The following is a 21548-nucleotide window of genomic DNA, read 5'->3' on the forward strand; positions in this document are numbered from 1 at the left end:
TTATTAAGAAGTGTGAGTTCATAAGTATCTATAGCTTTGCTTCTCTTCTAACGATTAGCGCCATTTACAGAGGATCAACCCACTGTCGCTGCCGCTTCTACTAATAGATCACTTAGGAACCAGTAGGCGAAGCCGAAATAGATCACAACGCCGAGGAAATCCATAATGGAGGTGAGCATCGGGGAGCTGAGAGTTGCCGGGTCAACATTGAAGCGTTTAGCGATAAAGGGCAACATAATGCCGAAAAGGCCACCCATAAAGGTCACGGTGATCATGGAGAAGCCTACAACCATGAGAACATTGATACTAATCTCGCTCTTAAAGAAGAAGGCAAGAACCACTTCAACCAGCGCGACCATCAGCCCGAGAGCAAGGGCGACAGGGATCTCTTTTTTTAGAATAAACCAAAGATCTTTCCATTTGAGATGAATATCACCAAGCGCCATGGATCGAATTACTAAGGTGGCTGATTGGCTTCCGGTATTTCCGCCCATATCCACAATCGGTGCCAAGAAGGCGGCTAAAATAATTACCTCAGAGAGAATCTCCTCTTGCCGGGCAACAAAAGTACTGGTGAAGACACCAAAGATGGTAAGAATCACAAGCCAGAAGCCTCGGACGCGAAACATTCGCCAAAATCCAGAGTATTGATAATCGAGCTCAGGGCCGCTCATTGCCACGTTACCCCCAAGCTTTGCAAAGGAGCCGGCCGCCGTTTCGCGTAATTTTTCCATCGCATCTTCAATGGTGACAATCCCGATCAGATGACCATTATTATCGGTAACAGGAAGTGCTGGGAGGTCATAACGTTCAATTAGAGCGATCGCTACTTGGCTATTTTCTGATGCTTTAGCTTGAATAACATCGGTATCCATAATATCGCGAATAAGATCGCTATCTTTAGAGAGGAGGATATCTTGTAATGAGACAACGCCGATCAGATGGCGATACTCATCGGTAATATAGATTTGGGAAAGCGCTTCTTTAGTTTGTGCATCTTGGCGAACTTTATGCCAAATATCGGAGACCGTTCCATCTGCGGTAACGCTAACATAGTCGGCCGAAGCGATCGAACCGATACTCTCTTCCGGATAGGAGGAGAGCGTAATAATCGCTTCTCGTTCCTCTTTTGAGAGTGTTGGCATCAAGATATCGCGTTGCTCTTTACTCAGTGTGAGATAGAGCGTTACCTGCTCATCGGAGAGGAGGCGATTAAGGAGCGATTGGAGGGTTTCGATATTGAGATGGGGAATGATTTTAACCTTCTCTTCCTCTTCAAAGTGAGGGTAGAGTTCGGCTAATTTTTCCGCCGGTAATTTTTCAATCAGCGGAATAATCAATTCGGTCGGGAAGAGCTCTAAGGCATCGGCCATATCGATCGGCTGACTGGTATCGACCAATGCTTCAAAGGCTTGATGATCATTATCTTCAATAATCGGTTGTAAGATTTGATACAGATTGTTGCTTTCGTAAGTCACCATAAATAATCACTTCCTTGGAATGGGGTGAATAACATTGCTTAGAGCTAACGCGCGAAATCTATCGTTTGATGTCGATTCTCTGATTCTCAATAGAGGCGATCGGGAGGTGTAGAATGGTTACTCCCGCTAAGTTATCAAACTTTCCCCTATTTTATCATTGATTTGACTCTTTTTAGGATTTTCTCCAATCGGGACTTTGACTGGTCTTTTTATTCAATCATGAGAGTGTCTAGGTAAGAGGGTTTATGGAGCTGCGGGAACCGACTATTTCGTTCTTATTACATTTGCATGCCCGCAGATTGGCATCAATGATGCCGAGAATTATAGCGTTATAGTAGCGATACTTGCCGGCATGAGATTTTAGGAAGCATGCAGAAGTAATCTCCGGCACTTGATCAGCTTTTATTGATTTCAATAGATAAGAAAATCTGCGGAGCACGCGGGAACCGACTATTTCGTTCTTATTACATTTGCATGCCCGCAGGTTGGCATCAATGATGCCGAGATGAATGCTATTTAAGTAACAACAATGGCTAGTGATTGAAGATCATATTTGCCGGCGCGTAATCTATAGAGGTGCGCGATAGTAAGATCCGGCAATCGTTCAGCTCTTTTTATCTCAATGAATAAGATAATCAGTGAAGCCAAGGGAACCGACTATTTCGTTCTTATTACATTTGCATGCCCGCAGATTGGCATCAATGATGCCGAGAATTATAGCGTTATAGTAGCGATATTTGCCGGCATGAGATTTTAGGAAGCATGCAGAGGTAATCTCTGGCAACTCAATAATCTCTTTTGTGCTGATAGATTTATATCAATTTCGGTGATTGGATCATATTTGCCGGCGCGTAATCTATGAAGATGCGCGATAGTGAGATCCGGCAATCGTTCAGCTCTTTTTATTTCAATGAATAAGATAATCAGTGGAGTCACGGGAACTGACTAATTTGCTCTTATTGCATTCACATGCCCGCCGGTAAGAAAGCACAAAAAAGGAGGGAATTCCCTCCTTTTCATGCATAGTTGATACTTTGTGGTTAATTTTGGCGCTTAACCGAAGACTTTAAAGCGTGCGGCTGTATCGATATAGGCTTTAGGATCTGCTTCTGTTTCGATAGAGCCAAAAGGCATCTGTGCTTTTAGCGCCCATTTTGCAGGAAGATCCCATTCTGCCTTCACTGCTGCTTCAATCAGCTCATTATAGTGCTGTAAAGAGGCACCGATATTGACTTCTGCCAGAGCAAGCCAAACCGCATATGCCGTAATTCCATGCGCCTGTTCAGACCATTTAGGGAAATTAGCAGCATAAGCTGAGAACTGCTCTTGAAGATCTTCAACAACTTGTTGATCTTCAAAGTAGAGAATCGTTCCTGCACCGGCAGCAAAGCTCTTAATTTTAGCCTCTGTAGCGGCAAAGTTATCAGCAGGAACGATCGCTCTTAATGCCTCTAACGTGATGTCCCATAACTTTTGATGCGCATGATCATGTAGTAATACAACGCGAGAACTTTGGGAGTTAAAAGCAGAAGGCGTATCTTTCGTCACACGTTCAACTAATTGATTAATCTCCTCTTTTGTTTGAGGAAGATTGTTGCCAAGGTGATAGATTGTCCGACGTTTTTCAACAAGTGAGGTAAAGTTTTGCATAAGTTAATTCCTTTTATTGATCGATTGTGATCTGTTTTTGTTATCTTTTTAGCTCAATGATCGCGCTTTTTAGACCATCCTTAACTCTATTGCTCAATAGACTTTGCATTTGAGGCACAATGTTAAAGATCATTTATAAAGCACTTCTCTTAAGCTTCATCACTATCATAGAAGCTAATCCCCCTTTTGACTACAGAGGAGAAGAAAATCTTTAATGCCTAGCAGGCACAAATAGAGTGATGATAATGTAAAATGGAAGTTATAGTTAGTTAGTCAGTCATGGGCAGATGCATTACGCACTGTGATGATGAAGATCGATTGATTCAAGATAGCGCTCGGGAGAGATGATGACCTTACTTCATAATATGGATTTTAATGATCTGCAGATCTTCTGTAAGGCGGCTGAGAGCCGTAACTTTACAGATGCATCTATCGCCATTGGTGTAACGCCTTCTGCTGTGAGTAAAGCGATCTCTCGCTTGGAGCAGAAACTCAACATTAAACTGTTTCAGCGTTCTACCCGCTCGATGCGTTTAACAGAGGAGGGAAAGAGCTACTACCTTGTCTGTAAAGAGGCGATTGAGAATATCCGTGATATTGAACGGCAGATCAGTAGTAGCGGAGAGCTTCACGGTATCTTACGGATCAGTATGCCTGATAGCTATGGGATTAAGAAATTTCTGCCGGCGATGACCCCTTTCTTAGATGCACACCATGAGAGTATTCAGTTAGAGGTCTCTTTGAGTAACTCTTATGTCAATTTTACAAAAGATGAATTTGATCTTGCCATCCGGATTGGCGACCTTAAAGGGGATCGTTTGGTGGCAAAGGAGCTACATCGTGCGCAACTTAAATTAGTTGCCTCTCCCGAGTATCTTGCGCGCTATGGTCAACCTCAATCATTGGAAGATCTGCATCAAGCAGAGACAATCGCACTACGCTTTCCCCATACCGGGCAATTGTTACCGTGGGAGTTTGGCTTCGATTCAACCCCATTTCATTTTACTCCGGCCATGGTGCATTCAAACTCCTTAGGCGCATTTGAGACGGTTCTCAATGGTTTTGGGATTATGCAATTTTTCGATTATGCCGTCGACCGTGAGATCGCATCGGGGCGGATTGTAGAACTCTTTCCGGAACATCGACCTCAGCCTAAAGCGGTTCATCTTGTCTATCCCGAAAGTCGTTACCTGCCGGCAACTGTTCGCTCATTGATTCAATATCTCGATGCGCGATTAAATAGTACTTCGATCTAGGAGATTTTCTAACGAAGAATCCTCGACAATTATTGAGGGAGGATCTATAATTTTAACTCTTAATGACTACAATTGTAGCCATTGAAATGAAAAGAATATAGAAAAAGAATTAAAAGAGAATCAAGAGAGAATGGCTTTAGAAAGGCAGGGAATGTTAAAAGAGAAGATGACGATTGAGATTACCCCTTCTGAATGGGAAGTGATGCGTGTTCTATGGGCCAATGGAGTTGTCGGTAGCCGGGAGGTGACCCGGATTTTAACGAAAAAGAGATCATGGAAACCGACGACGATTAAGACGCTCTTGGCACGTTTAGTGGCAAAAGGAGCTGTCACCACAGAGCAGGTGGGAAATCGTTATCGTTATCGACCTAATATTGAAGAGGAGGAGGCTTGGGATAGTGCGGCCGCAACCCTCTTTAGTTTTGTTTGCGCTCGAGATCGGGCGGAGAAGATTGCGCGTCTATTGATGGCCTCCCCGTTAGAGCGAGCAGATATTACGCGGTTGAGAGAAGCTCTAGAAGTGGCGGAAGCGCAGGCGATTGAGCAGATCGATTGTGACTGTTTTGAGGGGCAATGTACCTGTCATTTAAAAGTAGTTCAGCACTGTTGTGCATCTATTGAGAGTGAAGAGAGAGGGGAGCAGTAATGAGAAAGAGAGAGGAAGAGCGAGTACTCAACGATCGATCTGAGCATGCTTTTTTACGCTTGGCAATTACCGGCATGACTTGTGCGAACTGCTCTGGGCGGATTGAGCGGGTCTTAGGGCGAAAGGCGGGCATCTACCGTGCTAATGTGAACTTAGCAAGTAAGCGGGGACTTTTTGAATATGATCCGACTCAAATCACGCCGGAAGCGATTATCGCTCATATTGAGAAGACAGGATTTGGGGCAATACTCGATGATAAAGCACATCAAGCGGTCTTGCAGAGTGCTGAAGCGAAGGCGACAGAGAAGATGCGTTGGGAGCTGATCATTAGCGCGATCTTAAGTGCGCCGATGCTCCTTGGGATGATAGCGATGATGCTCGGCAGCGAGGCGAGTTGGGTTCACTTTGTCCATCTTCCTTGGGTGCAGCTTCTCTTAACCACGCCGATTCAATTGGGTATTGGTGCGCGGTTTTATCGTGCCGGTTGGGCATCATTACGGGCAAAAGCACCAAGCATGGATCTTCTTGTCGCGATGGGGACAACTTCAGCTTATCTCTACAGTTTCTACAATGGCTTTTTAGGGGGCGATCCAACCCATCTCTATTTTGAAAGTAGTGCGGTAATTATTACTCTGATTCTATTGGGGAAATATTTTGAAGAGCGGGCAAAAAATCGAACAGGCGAAGCGATTCGTTCATTAATGTCGCTACAGGCACAAACGGCGCTACGAATCGATCCCTCACAAACGGGACAATACTATATTGAAGTTCCCATCGATGCCGTTGTTGAAGGGGATCTTCTTCTAGTACATCCCGGTAAGAGTATTCCTGTTGATGGCGTTGTAATCTCGGGGCATTCAACAGTAGATGAGAGCATGTTAACCGGTGAGAGTCTGCCGGTTGATAAGGGTGAAGAGGATCTACTCTATAGCGGGACACTCAATCAGAGTGGTGCGCTGGTGATGAAGGCATTAAAGCGGGAAGAGGAGAGTACTCTCTCGAAAATTATTGCTTTAGTGAATGAGGCACAGGGTAGTAAAGCGCCGATTCAGCAATTGGCTGATCAAATCTCGGCAATCTTTGTGCCGGCGGTGATTCTAATTGCATTGGTCACGCTCTTGATCAGCCGTATCGTATTAGGTGAGTGGGGCGACGCGATTATGCATAGTGTGGCCGTTTTAGTAATCGCTTGTCCTTGTGCATTAGGCTTAGCGACACCTACGGCGATTATGGTGGGGACAGGCGTTGGAGCTCGGCAGGGGATCTTAATTAAAAATGGCGAGGCTTTGGAGCGGGTTGCGAAGTGTCGTACGATCGTTTTAGATAAGACGGGGACTATTACAGCAGGAACACCGGAGGTGAAACATTTTGCTCTCAATCCGGATGTTTTCGATCCCAATTTAGGAGCAAGTACAGATGCAGGAGAGAAGATATTAAAGATCTTAGTTGCTTTAGAATCCCACTCTGAGCATCCTTTAGCAAAGGCGATAGTCAGCTATGGTGATCAAGAGGTAACGCGGCAGCAAGAAGCGGGGCAATCAGCGGCAGGCAGCAATAGCGATTCGCTTCCAATTGTTGAGAATTTTCAAGCTTTAGTGGGGGCAGGGTTAACCGGCATTATTGAAGGAGATACCTATTTTGTCGGTTCTCCTCGATTAATGGCTGCGCGGAATATCGATTTGACTCCTTTAGCACCGCTTATTGAGCAACATGAATCGCAAGGTGAAACGGTGGTCTTGATGAGCCGAGAGGATCAACTGATGGCGCTGGTTGCGATTGCTGATCCTGTTAAAGAGAGTTCTGCCGGGGCTATTGCTCACTTAAAAGCGCGTGGAATTAAGGTCTTGATGTTAACTGGAGATAATCAGCGCACTGCCGAGAAGATTGCTTGCGAGGTGGGATTAAATTGTGATGAGATTCGCGCAGAGCTAAAACCGGAGGATAAGGCTGCAATAATCTCAGAGTTACAGCAATCGGGAGAGCGTGTGGCGATGGTGGGTGATGGAATGAATGATGCCCCTGCACTTGCGCTTGCTGATATCGGCATTGCGATGGGAACAGGGACAGATATAGCGATGGAATCGAGTGATGTGACCATTATGAATGGTGATTTGAGTTCATTGCCTAAGATGATTACCCTTTCAGAAGGGACGATGCGGAAGATTCGTCAAAATCTCTTTTGGGCCTTTATCTATAATGTGATCGGAATCCCCTTTGCCGCACTCGGTTTTTTAAGTCCTATTTTAGCCGGTGGCGCGATGGCATTTAGCTCTGTCAGCGTTCTATTAAATTCACTTAGCCTCAATCGTCTTAACTTGGATCGTTTTCGCGCTCACACTCCTAAAAAATTGAAAGATTAGTGAGTAATAGTTTTGGAGTGTATAAACGCATAATCCCACAACTGACTCATTGTTATTGTTGAAGAGATAGAGCAATAAGAAGGTTAGTGGAGCTGTGGGAGAGAACGAGCTCATTCTTATAACAAGCGTATGCCCGCAGATTGGCATCGATGATGTCTATTTGCCGGCACGTGATTGATGAAAGAGCGCGATGGTGAGATCCGGCAACTCATCAGCTTTTATCGGTTTCAACAGATAAGAGAATTTGTGGGGTCGAGGGGCCGACTATTTTGCGCTTATAACAAGCGTATGCCCGCAGATTGGCATCGATGATGCCTATTTGCCGGCACGTGATTGATGAAAGAGCGTGATGGTGAGATCCGGCAACTGATCAGCCTCTCTTATCTCAATGGTTAATCACCATTTAGGGGATGTTGCTGAATATGGAAGATTATATCTGCCGGCACATAGTTTTGGAGTATATAAACGTATAATCCCGCAACTCAACAGCCTCTGTTATGTAATTCAACAGATTGGAAGGCTGTGCTGCGTTGCGGGAAATTCGCGATGCTCTATTTATGCAAATGAGAAAGCGAAGATAAGAAGAATCAATGCCGGAATCACAAACTTGATGTGATAGAAGAGTATCGGCGCAATTTTCTGATTAATCGTTCCTCCATTGGTCAACTCTTTGAGTGCAATATCACGCTTTAAGACAAAGCCGATAAAGATTGCCGAGAGAAGACTGGTGGTGATAAAGAGAATATTCGCACTGATATAGTCAAAGGCATCAAAGATATTCATTCCAAAGATACGAACATTGCTCCAGCTACTCTCTGCCAAAATACTTGGAATATTCCCGAAGATAAAGATCGTTCCAAGTGTAATGAAGGTTGCCATAGCGCGCTGCATCTTAAACTTCTCGATTAGTGTTGTAATGGTCACTTCATAGATTGTTAATGAGGTGGTCAATGCCGCTAATAGTAGAAGTAGGAAGAAGAGTGTGGCAAAGAAGCCGCCGAGAGGAATCGTTGAGAAGACTGCCGGAAGCGCTTGGAAGACAAGTGATGGACCGGAGGTCGGCTCAATGCCAGCAGAAAAGAGTGCCGGGAAGATAATAAAGCCGATAGCAAGTGGAATGAGCGTATTGATAATTCCTGCACTAATACTAATGCCGACAAGATTCTCTTTCTTATTGAGATAGGAGGAGAGCGTCACCATGACACCAAAACCGATACTTAGCGCAAAGAAGACCTGTCCTAATGCGAGCAGAATTACTTGTGAATTGATCTTACTAAAGTCAGGAATAATATAGAATTTCACCCCTTCTAGTGCGCCAGGAAGGAAGAGCGCTCTTACCATTAATGCTAAAACAAGAATGAGGAAGACCGGCATTACCCAACGAATCACGCGCTCAATACCATCGATAACACCTTTAACTAAGATGTAGTAGTTTACAGCGACAAAGATAAAGGTGTAGAGCGTCATCTTCCAGGGGCTATTTGTTGAGGTCTCAAAGAAGTTTTTCGCCTCCTCTGCACTTAAGGGTGTGGAGAGGTCGATCTCCCCAAGAGAAATACCGCCGATATAGCTCATGACCCAGCCACCAAGCACCATGTAGTAGGCGAGGATGCCAAATGCGCCTAAAATCGCAATAATTCCCACGCCTTTCCATAATTTTGAGATGGGGCGATCTAAACCTTTTCCACTGAAGGAGTCAACCACGTTGGTATGGAGTCGACGCCCAATAAGGTGTTCAGCGACCAACATTGGGACACCAAGGATCAACATTGCGATAAAGAAGACAAAGAGATAAGCTCCTCCCCCATTTTCACCAACAAGATAAGGGAAGCGCCAAGTAGCACCAAAGCCGATCGTCGCACCTGCGACGGTAGAGATATAGATTAGTTTATTGCTCCAATTTTCGCGAGCCATAACTCCTCCTAAAGAAATTTATTAGTTTTATACGATAGGCATCATTATTAACATAGATTCTCTTTTGATGTGAGATTGATTAGTAACCATCTGTTTTATCAGTGAGACATTTTAGGGAGAATGATGCGAGCTGAATAGCATTTTTATGGGGATCATCCATATAGAATAGCGCCAATAAAAAAGAGCAGACCGATATATATGATCTGCTCTTTTGTTGATATTTAAATGATATTTAAATGATATCAAAACAATATCAAAACGATATCAATATCAATATGATTAATATGACTCTTTTAAGCAACTTTCCGAAGGGATCTTGCGTGTTGAAAGAGGCGCTTACTTCTCGTCGAGAAGCATGGTGCCTTTTTCAGCGAGGTTGATATGCCATGAGAATGCTTCATCAAGAAGATGTGGAGTATTACCGCCACGTTTTGCTTTAGCATCTTCAAAGTATTTACGTGCTTGCGCTTTATATTTCGGATGCATACAGTTTTCAATAATCTTCTCTGCTGCATCTGTTGGGCAAAGACCACGAATATCCGCATAACCTTGCTCGGTTACGATCACATCAACTTCATGGTTAGTGTGGTCAACGTGAGTTACAAATGGAACGATCGTTGAGATATTGCCATCTTTCGCTGTCGATTGTGTAACGAAGATAGTAATACGTGCGTTACGAGCAAAGTCTGCTGAACCGCCGATACCATTCATAACATGAGTACCACTAACGTGTGTTGAGTTAACGTTACCGTAGATATCTACCTCTAACGCCGTGTTGAAGGCGATAACGCCGAGACGACGAATCACCTCAGGATGGTTTGTGATCTCTTGCGGGCGGAAAAGGATCTTATCTTTATATTTTTCAAGATCTGATGCTAAGTTATCAACACGTTTTTTCGAGAGTGAAAATGCTGTTGCTACCGCAAAATCAACAACGCCTGCATCGATTAGATCAAAGATACCATCTTGTAATACTTCAGAAGCAACGACTAAGTTTTTGAAGCGATCAGATTTCGCCATACCACTTAAGACCGCATTTGCAACAGAACCGACGCCTGATTGCAGGGGTGCAAGGTTAGGACCTAAACGACCCTCTTCCACCTCGTTTGCTAAGAACTCTAATAAGTTATCGGCAATTGCTTGAGTCTCTTCGTTTGGTTCAAAGAGTGGTGAAGGGATGTCAGGACGATCAGAGAGAATCACACCGCGAACTTTTGCCGGATCTACCTTAATTCCGATAGAACCGATACGCTTGCTAAGATCATCATAGACAGGAATCGCTTCACGATTATCACCTTGATCTTTTGGAAGATAGATATCATGAATTCCTTCATAGCTATCGGGTGTGCTTGTATTGAGTTCAATGATCACGTGATCTGCTTTCTCAACAAAGATGGGTGAGTTACCCACAGATCCTGTAGGGATAATTAATCCATCTTCGGTAATTGCCGCAGCTTCAATAACCGCATAATCAACTTTTCCGAGATTGCCTTGACGAATTGTCTCTGCAGTGTGTGAGAGATGTTGGTCAATATACTTCATCTCGCCACTATTGATCTTTTTACGCATAACCGGATTGGCTTGATAAGGGAGGCGAAGATTGATGATATCCGCTTCTGCCATCGCTTGGTCAGCATCAGGACCTAATGATGCACCGGTAAAGATATTGACTTTAAACTTCTCTTTTTTCCCTCTCTCTGAGAGCGCTTTAGGGAAGACTTTAGGCTCACCAAATAGGGTAAAGCCACTCATGCCGATGGTCATGCCATCTTCGATCCAAGAAGCGGCTTCTTCTGCTGAGACGATCTTGTCGAGAAACGCCTCATGGCGAATTTTTTTGCTTAAATCTGTACTCATAGTTGTGATCCTCTTTAATTATATTTATCTTTTTTCTTAAAGTGCTTGTCATTACTAGAAGATCCCTCTATGTTGAAGGGTATTTATCCTCTTGGTAACGTTATTTTCGTTCCCACTAATATAGACAGATAACTCTCAATAGTTCAAGTGATAAAGTTGCCTTGCATCAAGGAGGCGATGATCAAATATTGCAGTAGATAGCCGTAGTGTGTGAGGAAATAGTCAAGATTTAATATTTTGATAAATGGCAGATTTTATCTTTATAGCAGGTTGATTTTGCTAAATATATATCTATAATTGCGCCCTTATCTTGTTAATATAGGTTGTTTCGATCTTATTTCTATTTTGATTTATAGTATACTCCTCGTTTTTATATGTTTTGTAAGATATCTATCCTATTTTATATTCGGTTTTAGGAACGTTGAGTACTCTAAAAGAGTTCAATTGAGCTCTTTTAGAGCGAAGATGGAGCAATTATCGGGAGATAATAGAGATATTTTGGGCAAAAGCCATAATATTCATTGCATATTTTGAGTGATATATTAAATTAAATAGCATAAAAAATATGATATTAAGCTATTGAGTTATTGAGAATTCTTTTGGGATTTTTATTTTAAGATGTTGTCGACATGCACTATTAAATAGACAATTTTTTCAATTGTCGATTAAAATCTATCAATGCATTTTAGGTGTGCATTTTAAGGGGTCTTATCTCATTGATTGAAATAGGGAGCTACAGTGGCTATAAAAGGTATTTTTTTAAGATAAATCTTTTTAAGGTAAATCTTTCAAAACAGATCTTTTAAGGCAGATGTAGATCGATATTTTAAATCTCATCAACATTAATCAGTAGGCATCTATTTAATATCAACCGATTATTCAGTTGGTGAGCTTTTATTGACTCTTAAAATTTATACGTAATTGATACGCAATTGATACTCTTTTAACAGAGAGCCTTTTTAACAATCTTACCTTTTTAATCAAAATGGATTTAATAAAAATGGCGACAGATTGAAGGAATATGCGTCGGAAGAGCATAAGTTAATATCAGTTAAAAGGGGCAAGAGGGCGAAAGTTTTAAAAGGGTGCCGGCTAAAGTATAGGTTGGAAAAATGGGTAAAGAGAGATTGAGAGAGATTAATTGAAAAGGGATTAAAAGGGGTTAAGAGAAATTAGCGAACCGGCAAGGTCAGAATAGATGGTGCTGAGGCAATATTTGAAAATAAACTATTTAAAATAAACTATTAAAAATAGCTATTTTCAAAGGTGCTTTAAGAAATGTCTAAGTAGATAGCATAACGCCCCGATCGGAGATTGAGTATCAGCCTTAATAACTAATTAGATAACTAATTAGATAACTAATTAGATAACTAATTAGAGCGCTCTAGAGGCGTTATGAGCGGCACAACAAAAGAGTTGATGGATTCAGATCTGCTTAGAATGTTCAGTCTAATGTTCAGTTTAAAGGCTGATAGAGATGTAAGTATTGATCGATCGCGATGTGATCGATAAAAAGAAGTTTTATAAGTGATTATTAAGAGAGAGAAAGTAGACAAAGTATGGCCAAATTTTATGTAACCTGTGCTCAAGGGTTAGCCCCCTATGTGAAGGAGGAGTTGATCGCATTGGGGATCGATGCAGTTGAAGCGGGAACCGGTGTTGAGTTTCAGGGAGAGATCAAAGATGCCTATCAGGCATGCTTATGGACTCGTTGTGGCTCTCGTCTCCTCTTAGAACTGAAGTCGGGTTATTTTCAGTCTCTCGATCAACTCCACAAAGAACTGACCCTTTTCCCTTGGTCAACCCATATGCGTGAGACCGATACCTTTGCCACAAAGGTGACCGCACGGCGCGCAGGAAATATTCATACCCACTTTGCAGCGCTTCGGGTTAAAGATGCGATTGTCGATTACTTTAATGATCTGATGGGCTGTCGCCCGAATGTAGATCTTGATGCGCCCGATCTTCGTTTCTATCTCCATATCTTTGAAAACCGTTATACCCTTTATCTCGATTTTAGTGGAGAGCCCCTTCATAAGCGAGGTTTTAGAAGTGAGCAGGGAGCAGCGCCGATTAAAGAGAATTTAGCAGCGGCGCTCCTCTATCGCTCTCAATGGCCGGCAAAAGCGGCGGAGGATCAAGATTTTATCGATCCTCTGTGTGGTGCAGGAACGATCCTGATCGAAGCGGCATTGATGGCAAGAGATATTGCTCCAGGACTCTATCGTTCTCACTTTGGTTTTATGGGCTGGCGCCTCTTTAAACCGGCGGAGTGGGAAGCGGTCCTACAAGAAGCAAAAGCGAGAGCTGCTGCCGGTAAAGCGCGATATAAAGGGCGATTGATTGGGGTTGAGCGTAGCTCAATGATGATCGGGATTACAAAAGCGAATGCGGATCGTGCCGGCGTTCTACCCAATATGGCTTTCAAGCAGATGAGCTTTCAGGAGTATCCTCGAGATCCCGCACTCAAAGCGGGTCTTATTGTCACCAATCCTCCTTATGGTGAACGTTTAGGAGAGAAGAGTCTCTTGATGGAGACCTATCGTGATTTGGGGGATTTCCTCCGCCAGTATGAAGGGTTTACCGCTGGTGTTATTACTTCTGATCCCGAGCTTGGGCGTGTCATGGGCATTAAAGCGGAGCGCATTAATAAATTTTGGAATGGTCCGCTCAATTGTGTCTATCTCCAATTTCAGATTGATGAGCATTACTTTGTCGATCGGGAAAAGGCGGATCACAATGAGCAGCGTCTTGAACGTGAAGCGCTCTTTGAAGAGGGGGGCGAATCCTTTTTTAATCGCTTAACAAAAAATTATCGTCATTTATCTCGTTGGGCGGAGCGGGAAGGAATTGAAGCTTATCGCCTCTATGATGCCGATATTCCCGAATTTAATGTTGCAATCGATCTCTATAAAGATCAGGTTGTTATTTATGAGTATGAAGCACCTTCGACAATCAAAAAAGAGGTTGCCGAATCACGCTTTATGAAGGTTGTTCAGATTACCCCTTTAGTACTCGATCATATCGCTGTTGATAAGATCCATATTAAGCGTCGTCAGGTTCAGAAAGGGCGACAGCAATATGAGCGTTATGGTGAAGAGGGGCATCTATTTGAGGTCCGAGAGAAAGAGGCGCGCCTTTTAGTCAATCTGACCGACTATTTAGATACAGGATTATTCTTAGATCACCGTGAGGTACGATTTAAGATTGGAAGAGAGGCGAAGCGGAAACGTTTCTTAAATCTTTTCTGCTATACCGCAAGTGCGACAGTTCATGCGGCAAATGGAGGCGCTTCGGAGACACTCTCCGTGGATCTTTCACGCACTTATTTGAGTTGGGCGGATAAAAACCTAGCATTAAATGGGCATTTTGCCGGACATGAATTGGTGCAAGCGGATGTGCTTGAGTGGTTGAAAGCGCAAGTGGAGACCTTGCGACAGAAGCCCTTAATGGCACGTAATAAGGATAAGTTTGATCTTATCTTTATGGATCCTCCAACATTTTCAAATTCAAAGAGAATGGAGGGGGTATTAGATATTCAACGAGATCATACACAACTGATTACTGATGCGATGAGGCTATTAGTAAGCGATGGCGAGTTGCTGTTTTCAACTAACTTACGAGGATTTCGTCTAGATCCTCAGCTCAATGAGTTGTTTGAAATCGTTGATATCTCTAGAGCAACATTGCCTTTAGATTTTAAGAAAAGGCCAAAGATACGACAATGTTTTATAATTAAGCATAAATAAAGTTTTGTGATTAAGTTTTTGTGATTATTTAATAATATAAATAAAGAAGCATATAAATATAGTATATAATCTTAATCAGGTGACTATTTTTATATGATGAAAATCAGACGCATAACTTAAATAGTCATTATTATTGAATGGAGAAAAAAGTGATGAAAGAGATAGATTTAAATTTAAATGGATTAACAATTGATAAGATGGAGAATCTTATTACTGAATTGAGTCAAGAGATTGAGACACGTCGCGCGGCGGAAGCTGAGCAGGTTCGTAAAGAGATTGAGAAATTACTCGATCATTCAGGACTCTCATTCCATGATGTATTCAAGGATAAAGTCGATCGTAAAGGTCGTAAAGTTCCGATGAAATATGGTAATCCTGATAACCCAGAGCAGCTCTGGAGTGGTCGCGGTAAGATGCCTCTTTGGATGAAAGAGAAGGTTGAAGCAGGCGCTAAAAAAGAAGATTTTTTATTACCTGAGTTTCGTTAATTATCATCTTCACTAATAACAATTGTTAATTACACTTGTTAATTGATGAAAGACCTGATTATCGCTAATGACATTATTCTTTACGATTGATCAGGATTTGATTTGAGAGATTTAAATCTGAATATTTAAACCTCAAGATTGATCATTGAAGATTGAATATTTTAAATTGAGAATTGGGATCTAATCATTGTGAGCTATGTTGTTTGGGCATATCTGACAATATTAGATCCCATTTTATTGTCTCGGTAAAAAATATTTCCCGCTCTGATTCTACATCTAAGATAGTCAGCGTTAAGTGATCAGCGCTCTTTTGAGGCAGATAGAGCGCAAGAGAGTGGATATTATTATTGAAGGATCGGGTGCCGGCATAGAGCTTTCCTGCCTTAAGATCACCATAGAGCGCCTGTTCGATAGGGTCGATCTCAAGAGACTTTAACCCCTGTAGCCCTCGACCATCTGCTTTGAGGTAGGCCTCTTTTGTGGACCAGAGCAGAAAGAAGCGCTTCTGTTGCGCTTTTGTAAGCGAAGCGGGAAGATCGATTCTATGGAGAATTCTATTAAGAGGACGAGGAGTTGAGGGCTCTAAAATCCAGGCAATTTCAAGAGGAGAGAAGGTTCTTTGCAGTAAGGCTGCAAAGCTTTTTCGAGGCTGAATGCTCTCAAGATCGATACCGATAATATTCTCTTTCTCTCCAATAAGCGAAGCATTTTGATCACTATAATACCCTCGCGGTAAGAAGTTTGCTGTTTCGAATCTGCCTATTTGCGTCTCTATTTGTATCTCTAAGTGAGCTTCTAAGTGAGTTGTCCTATGAGGCAAGATGATAACCGCAACGGCATCTTCTGTATGGGTGAGATTAAAGTGGAAAGGCGCGTTGAGAAAATAGGGTTTTTGATGTTTATTATAAGCGATATCAGGGAGCCCGTTGAGTTTCGGCGCATAATATCGTTGGAGCGAAGAGAGAAGAAGCGCTCGGCTCATGAGATAGGTAAGGCGTCGCTTCTCTCCTAAGTGGGGGAGGAGAAATTGTGGATATCGCCATTCTGCCCAAGCGGTTGTCTTTGGATTGATCTCCATAACGGCGATCAATGGCGCCATTGATCCCTGATGACTCATCAATCTCCCTTAACCTTCAACAAGCTCTTTTTGCCAAAAAATCTCTGCACTGCCATCCTCTTTAGCGATCATTCTTGCGGTTACAAAGAAGTAATCAGAGAGGCGGTTGAGAAATTTCAAAGAGTGAGGATTGAGCGGATCGCGACTATTGAGCTCCCAAAGAGCGCGCTCTACTTTACGGCTAATTGCACGAATATAGTGAGTTTTTGCCACAAGAGGCGCACCACCTGGGAGGATAAATTCCTTGAGGGGAGAGAGCTGCTCATTATAGAGAGTTAACCACTCCTCTAACTGAATCACCGCCTCTTCCGTAATCAACTCGGTTCCCGGCATAGAGAGTTCGCCACCAAGATTGAAGAGCTGATGCTGTACAGTTGACCACTCTCTAATAATTTGGACATAGAGGGATAAATCATCGGTTTTCAGTGCCTCATTCATATCGGCGATACCGATACCAATAAGTGAATTGAGCTCATCAATCAGGCCGATTGTTTCAATACGAGGATGATACTTTTCAAGACGAATATTGCCGGCAATTCCGGTTGTGCCGCTATCGCCTGTTTTAGTGACAATTTTTGATAAGCGATTACCCATAATAATTCTCCTATTTGTAAGTCATAAGATCGTTCACCAAACGACCTAAGATTGAGCTTCTCTAGTTCCTCTAATTTAACATGTTACTGCTGAGATCTACCACACTTTCCTCGTTTCTTCTTTTCACTTCTAATCTCTACTATTTAAAGGAGATCGCTACGGGAGATAGTTGAGAAAGAGACCGATAAAGAGCGTTAATCCCACCCAATTGTTATGAATAAATGCTTTAAAACAGTTTAGGCGATCGTGATCTTTAATTAGTTTAATCTGATAATAGAACAAGCCGATGACAATAAAGATCGAGCCTAGAAAGTAGGGAGTTAAATTTTCAATAGCACTGATGGTGACCAGCAGTAGGCTCATCACGGTCTGTAGCGCGATAATAATGTAGTAATCCTTCTTTCCGAGCCAAGATTCAAAGAGCAGGGCGGAAGATTTGATATTGATCGATTTATCATCTTCCCGATCACTCATCGCATATTCTGTATCGTAGATTAAGGTCCAGAGAATATTGGTAATAAAGAGGAGATAAGCAGTTAAGGGTAGGGATCCTTGAATCTCCATAAAAGCCATCGGAATGCCAAAGGCGAATGCAACGCCAAGATGGGCTTGCGGTAGGGAGTGAAAGCGCTTCATAAAGGGGTAGGAGAGGGCAATCAAGAGCGCCGGGATAGCTAATAAGATTGTCTTAAAAGAGAGAAAGAGCGCCAATATTGCGGCAATAACAATAAGCAGTAGCAGGAGTGATACAGCCTCTTTTGTGGTAACTTTCCCTGAGGTTAAGGGGCGATCCTTTGTTCTCTCTACAAATTTATCGATATCACGATCTGCGATATCATTGATAACACAGCCGGCAGAACGCATCACAAAGACCCCTAACATAAATATAATCAATACCTTTGCAGAGGGAAGGCCATCACTCGCGATCCAAATTCCCCATAAAGTCGGCCACATAAGTAGATAGCTGCCGATCGGCTTTTCGACGCGCATCAGTTGAAGGTAGTAGGGAATATTTTGGATCTTTAGCATGGTTAAGGCTCTCTTCTTCTATTGGTAGATGATATTTTCTGTATGTTATCGGGATCTCTTAAGCTCACCTTTGCTCTTTGATAGGCGAGATCCGTGATCAGATAGATCGATCATGAATCTCCTTAGTATAGTGGTTTCAGCCATGATTTTCAGCTCTACTTCAAGGAAGAGGCACGGGGCTTTATCGTAGTTTTTGGGGGAGTATGGTAGAGTATTTGCACTATTTCCCTTTTTTAGAGAGTCGATAAATGATTGATACTGCTCATATTACGATCGCACCATCTTTTAAACCCTTCACTTTTAGTGCTGCAACTTTAGCGCGCCTTTCAGAGAGTTGCGCCTATCCTCTTTTTGGGGAGAAGATTCTCTTTGGTATTCGTGCCGGGAAGTTAGTGGATGCGCCCTATGGGAAGTGGTTGCCGGCGGTGACACTGGTAGAGAATGAACTCGATGGAGAGAATTTGCGCTGCCTATTGGGTATCTGGAATCGTACAACGGGAGAGATTGCACTCTTTCCGGCATCGACTATTCCCCATATATCATGGCAAGAGAAGCAGATTGCAACACCTGAGAAGCAGATTGCTAATGCTTTAGGTAGTGGTGCTTATCACTATCTTGTTGGTGCACATGAACCGAATCATCGTCCATTTGAGGAGGGTGCATTTCGTTTAAGTCGCGCGCAACCGGTGCTTGCTTGGCGCTTTTATCAATCGAATCATCAATATCGATTAAATTGTGCGACAGCAACGCTTTCAGTGGTTAATGATCATATTCATAGTGCGCAGAGTGAGTTGAAACCGGATGGAATCTCATTTTCCTCTGCAGGTTGTCAGGTCATTGAAGGGGATCATCGTCCGCCGGCAATGCCGACAGGATGGTATCAGCAGTTTCGAATCTATGCCGGGCAATCGGCGATGCCATCACCTTTAGAGATCGGGCTCTCTTATCGTTATCTTTTAACTCATGCACGCCACTTAGAGGCGATCAGTCAAGGTGATTGTTCATTACGACTCCTTCAAGGCTCTGTGGGAATGCCGGTTCGACAGTTACAAGAAGCTTTGATGCAACGACAATTCTTAGATGAGGCGCAGATCGACAAAGGGATCTTTAATGGTGCAACGGCAGCGGCGCTCTATCAATATCAGAAAGCAGAGGCGCTACGGGCAGATGGGATTGCAGCAGAACAGGATTTAAAAAAGCTTGGCATTAAACCCCATTTTTAAGACGCCCGCTAGACTTAATATGTGGCAGATTTAAATGCGGCAGATTTAATATTGATCAGTGGTTATTGATTAATTAATGGTGAAGATGATGTCATCACTAATCTTGTTGGTTTTGCTAGCTCTGCTGATTATTGCTGATATGACTGATATGGCTGTTCTTGCGGCTACTGTTGAAATTAATATTGTGGTATTGAGAATTGTAGTATCGAGATATTTTGAGGGAGTGGGCGTAGGGCGATCGTGATCGATTGTATGTGATTGATTGGATGCATTAGGAAGAAGTTGAGGTCAAGAATGAAGAGATTCAATTGGTTTTGGAATATTCCTTTTGTGCAGATGCTGCAAGGTTATAATCTGCACAAATTACGGCAAGATCTAATGGGAGGATTGACAGTCGGGATGATTGCTGTGCCGCTGTCGATGGCATTAGCAATCAATACTGGCGTTGCGCCGCAATATGGGCTCTACACTTCTATTGTTGCCGGATTTTTTATCGCCATTTGTGGGGGCTCACGTTTTAATATCTCCGGACCTACTGCCGCATTTATTGTTATTTTGCAGCCGATTACCAGTCAATATGGTTTAACGGGTCTGATCTTAGCTACAAGTATGGCGGGGGTTATCTTAGTTTTGATGGGGCTATTTCGGGTTGGCAGAATGATTCACTATGTGCCTTACCCGGTAACGGCAGGATTTAGTACCGGTATTGCGATTGTGATTGCGATGACGCAGATCCCCGATCTTCTAGGGATCAATGATCCGCTTCAAGCAGATGGTTTTATTGAACGAATCATCATTATTTTTCAGATGCTTCCCCGGCTCTCGGCGGTGGATCTTGGCTTGGGGCTCTTTACGCTTGCGGGCTTAATTATTTTGCCAAAGTTTTTTCACCGGATGCCACCTCACCTTATTGTTTTAGGAATCAGTGCGTTAGTCGGGGTCTTTCTTGCGCAGATGGGATTTGAGTTTCGGACAATCTACTCCGTCTTCAGTTATGAACATCATGGAGAGATCTATCAAGGGATTCCAAGCTTTCTACCGGAATTTAGAGCGCCTTGGATCGATGCAGAAGGGGAGAGTATTCTCTCGTTTAAATTGGTTCAAGAACTCTTGCCGAGTGCTTTTGTGATCGCCGTTTTAGGGGCGATTGAATCACTACTTTGCTCTGTTGTTGCCGATGGGATGAAGAATACGCGTCACAATCCAAATGCGGAGTTGATTGGGCAGGGAGTTGGAAATATTGTCGCGCCCTGTTTTGGGGGCTTTGCCGCCACAGCTGCACTTGCTCGAACAGCTGCGAATATTCGTGCCGGCGGAAATACCCCCGTTGCCGGCATTATCCATGCCCTCTTTGTTCTATTAACCTTACTCTTTTTTGCAAAATTATTGGGCTATCTCCCAATGGCAAGCCTTGGGGCGATGTTGTTGATGGTCGCTTGGAGTATGGCGGATGTTCGTTACTTTAAAGAGACAGTAAAGATGGCGCCGAGGGCCGATTTAGCGGTGCTCTTTAGCTGCTTAATCTTAACTGTTGTGTTTGATATGGTCGTCGCTGTTGCGGTGGGAATGGTTCTCTCAAGTTTCCTCTTTATGACTAGAATGTCAGCCTATACCGAGACCGAGTTTTTCCTTGATGATGACTTTGTTGAAAATGGTCGTAAAGGTCCGGCTGAGTCGCTTGAAGCGGCAGAGGGAATTGAAGGGGAGTTAGAGGCAGAGTTAAAGGCTTCGGCACCCCTTATTCTCCATTATGAAATCAGAGGACCATTCTTCTTTGGGCCTGCAAGAAAGACCATTGAATCGCTCGATCGGCTCCCTTATCTTGACCAACAGATTGAGGTGATGATTATCTATCTCGACCGTGTGCCGATGATTGACTTAACAGGGCTAATTGCCTTTAAATCGATGTTAGATCGCTTACAGAAGAAGGGAATTGAGGTGGTGCTTTCGGGGCTAAATAATGATACGAAAGCCGTTTTAGGGAAAGCGGGACTCTCTCCGAAGAAGCGGGAAGATCTCCATTGGGCAAAAGATCGAGAAGATGCAGAAGCGATCGCCTTCTCCCTCTGTTCAATCTGTGAAAATTCCCTATCGGATGAAGAGGAGCTGTTAACTTAAGTCGATAATAAGATCATTCTGAAATCATCTTGAAATCATCTTGAAATCGATCCTGCAATCGATTGA

At 43.1% G+C, this 21548-nt stretch carries 14 protein-coding genes; 7 read left to right on the top strand and 7 right to left on the bottom strand.

Features of this window, described 5'->3' with window-relative positions; all coding sequences use genetic code 11:
* Positions 1-74: 74 nt before the first annotated feature.
* Together mgtE and DC077_RS08265 are read right to left on the bottom strand one after the other, a co-directional pair.
* Positions 75-1481 (bottom strand): magnesium transporter, encoded by a 1407-nt coding sequence (gene mgtE / locus DC077_RS08260; RefSeq protein WP_109202021.1) that lies wholly within the window; start codon positions 1479-1481, stop codon positions 75-77.
* Between the two features lie 1053 nt (positions 1482-2534).
* Positions 2535-3131 (bottom strand): nitroreductase family protein, encoded by a 597-nt coding sequence (locus DC077_RS08265; protein WP_109202020.1) that lies wholly within the window; start codon positions 3129-3131, stop codon positions 2535-2537.
* A gap of 344 nt (positions 3132-3475) precedes the next feature.
* On the opposite strand from DC077_RS08265, the gene DC077_RS08270 reads away from it, so the two are divergent.
* From DC077_RS08270 to DC077_RS08280, 3 genes are all read left to right on the top strand, one after another.
* Positions 3476-4387, top strand: a complete 912-nt coding sequence (locus DC077_RS08270; RefSeq protein ID WP_109202019.1) for a LysR family transcriptional regulator — start codon at positions 3476-3478, stop codon at positions 4385-4387.
* Between the two features lie 130 nt (positions 4388-4517).
* Positions 4518-5033 (top strand): CopY/TcrY family copper transport repressor, encoded by a 516-nt coding sequence (locus DC077_RS08275; RefSeq protein ID WP_109217934.1) that lies wholly within the window; start codon positions 4518-4520, stop codon positions 5031-5033.
* Positions 5033-7393: a heavy metal translocating P-type ATPase gene (locus DC077_RS08280; RefSeq protein ID WP_109217935.1), complete on the top strand. Its 2361-nt coding sequence runs from the start codon at positions 5033-5035 to the stop codon at positions 7391-7393. The genes DC077_RS08275 and DC077_RS08280 overlap by 1 nt, the downstream gene beginning before the upstream one ends.
* A 555-nt stretch (positions 7394-7948) precedes the next feature.
* Here the strand turns inward: DC077_RS08280 and DC077_RS08285 are convergent.
* Both DC077_RS08285 and DC077_RS08290 read right to left on the bottom strand, forming a co-directional pair.
* Positions 7949-9307 (bottom strand): sodium-dependent transporter, encoded by a 1359-nt coding sequence (locus DC077_RS08285; RefSeq protein ID WP_109217936.1) that lies wholly within the window; start codon positions 9305-9307, stop codon positions 7949-7951.
* A gap of 336 nt (positions 9308-9643) precedes the next feature.
* A complete protein-coding gene (locus tag DC077_RS08290; protein ID WP_109202015.1) occupies positions 9644-11164 on the bottom strand; it encodes a succinate CoA transferase in 1521 nt (506 codons plus the stop codon).
* Positions 11165-12723: 1559 nt separating this feature from the next.
* On the opposite strand from DC077_RS08290, the gene rlmKL reads away from it, so the two are divergent.
* Both rlmKL and DC077_RS08300 read left to right on the top strand, forming a co-directional pair.
* Positions 12724-14913: a bifunctional 23S rRNA (guanine(2069)-N(7))-methyltransferase RlmK/23S rRNA (guanine(2445)-N(2))-methyltransferase RlmL gene (rlmKL, locus tag DC077_RS08295; RefSeq protein WP_109217937.1), complete on the top strand. Its 2190-nt coding sequence runs from the start codon at positions 12724-12726 to the stop codon at positions 14911-14913.
* 152 nt (positions 14914-15065) lie between these two features.
* A complete protein-coding gene (locus tag DC077_RS08300) occupies positions 15066-15401 on the top strand; it encodes an H-NS histone family protein (RefSeq protein ID WP_157953519.1) in 336 nt (111 codons plus the stop codon).
* A 184-nt stretch (positions 15402-15585) separates the two neighbouring features.
* Here DC077_RS08300 and DC077_RS08305 read toward each other — a convergent pair whose 3' ends face one another.
* The 3 genes from DC077_RS08305 to ubiA all read right to left on the bottom strand — a co-directional run bounded on the left by DC077_RS08305 (position 15586) and on the right by ubiA (position 18141).
* On the bottom strand, positions 15586-16518 hold the full coding sequence (locus DC077_RS08305; RefSeq protein ID WP_109217939.1) for a 4'-phosphopantetheinyl transferase family protein: 933 nt from the start codon (positions 16516-16518) through the stop codon (positions 15586-15588).
* A gap of 9 nt (positions 16519-16527) precedes the next feature.
* On the bottom strand, positions 16528-17112 hold the full coding sequence (locus DC077_RS08310) for a cob(I)yrinic acid a,c-diamide adenosyltransferase (protein ID WP_109202012.1): 585 nt from the start codon (positions 17110-17112) through the stop codon (positions 16528-16530).
* 156 nt (positions 17113-17268) lie between these two features.
* Entirely contained in the window at positions 17269-18141 is an 873-nt protein-coding gene (ubiA, locus tag DC077_RS08315; RefSeq protein ID WP_109217940.1) for a 4-hydroxybenzoate octaprenyltransferase, read from the bottom strand.
* 248 nt (positions 18142-18389) lie between these two features.
* On the opposite strand from ubiA, the gene DC077_RS08320 reads away from it, so the two are divergent.
* A complete protein-coding gene (locus tag DC077_RS08320; RefSeq protein WP_109217941.1) occupies positions 18390-19364 on the top strand; it encodes a peptidoglycan-binding domain-containing protein in 975 nt (324 codons plus the stop codon).
* A 294-nt stretch (positions 19365-19658) separates the two neighbouring features.
* Entirely contained in the window at positions 19659-21482 is a 1824-nt protein-coding gene (dauA, locus tag DC077_RS08325; protein WP_109217942.1) for a C4-dicarboxylic acid transporter DauA, read from the top strand.
* Positions 21483-21548 lie beyond the last annotated feature (66 nt).

Source organism: Ignatzschineria cameli (assembly GCF_003121895.1).
GTDB lineage: Bacteria > Pseudomonadota > Gammaproteobacteria > Cardiobacteriales > Wohlfahrtiimonadaceae > Ignatzschineria > Ignatzschineria cameli.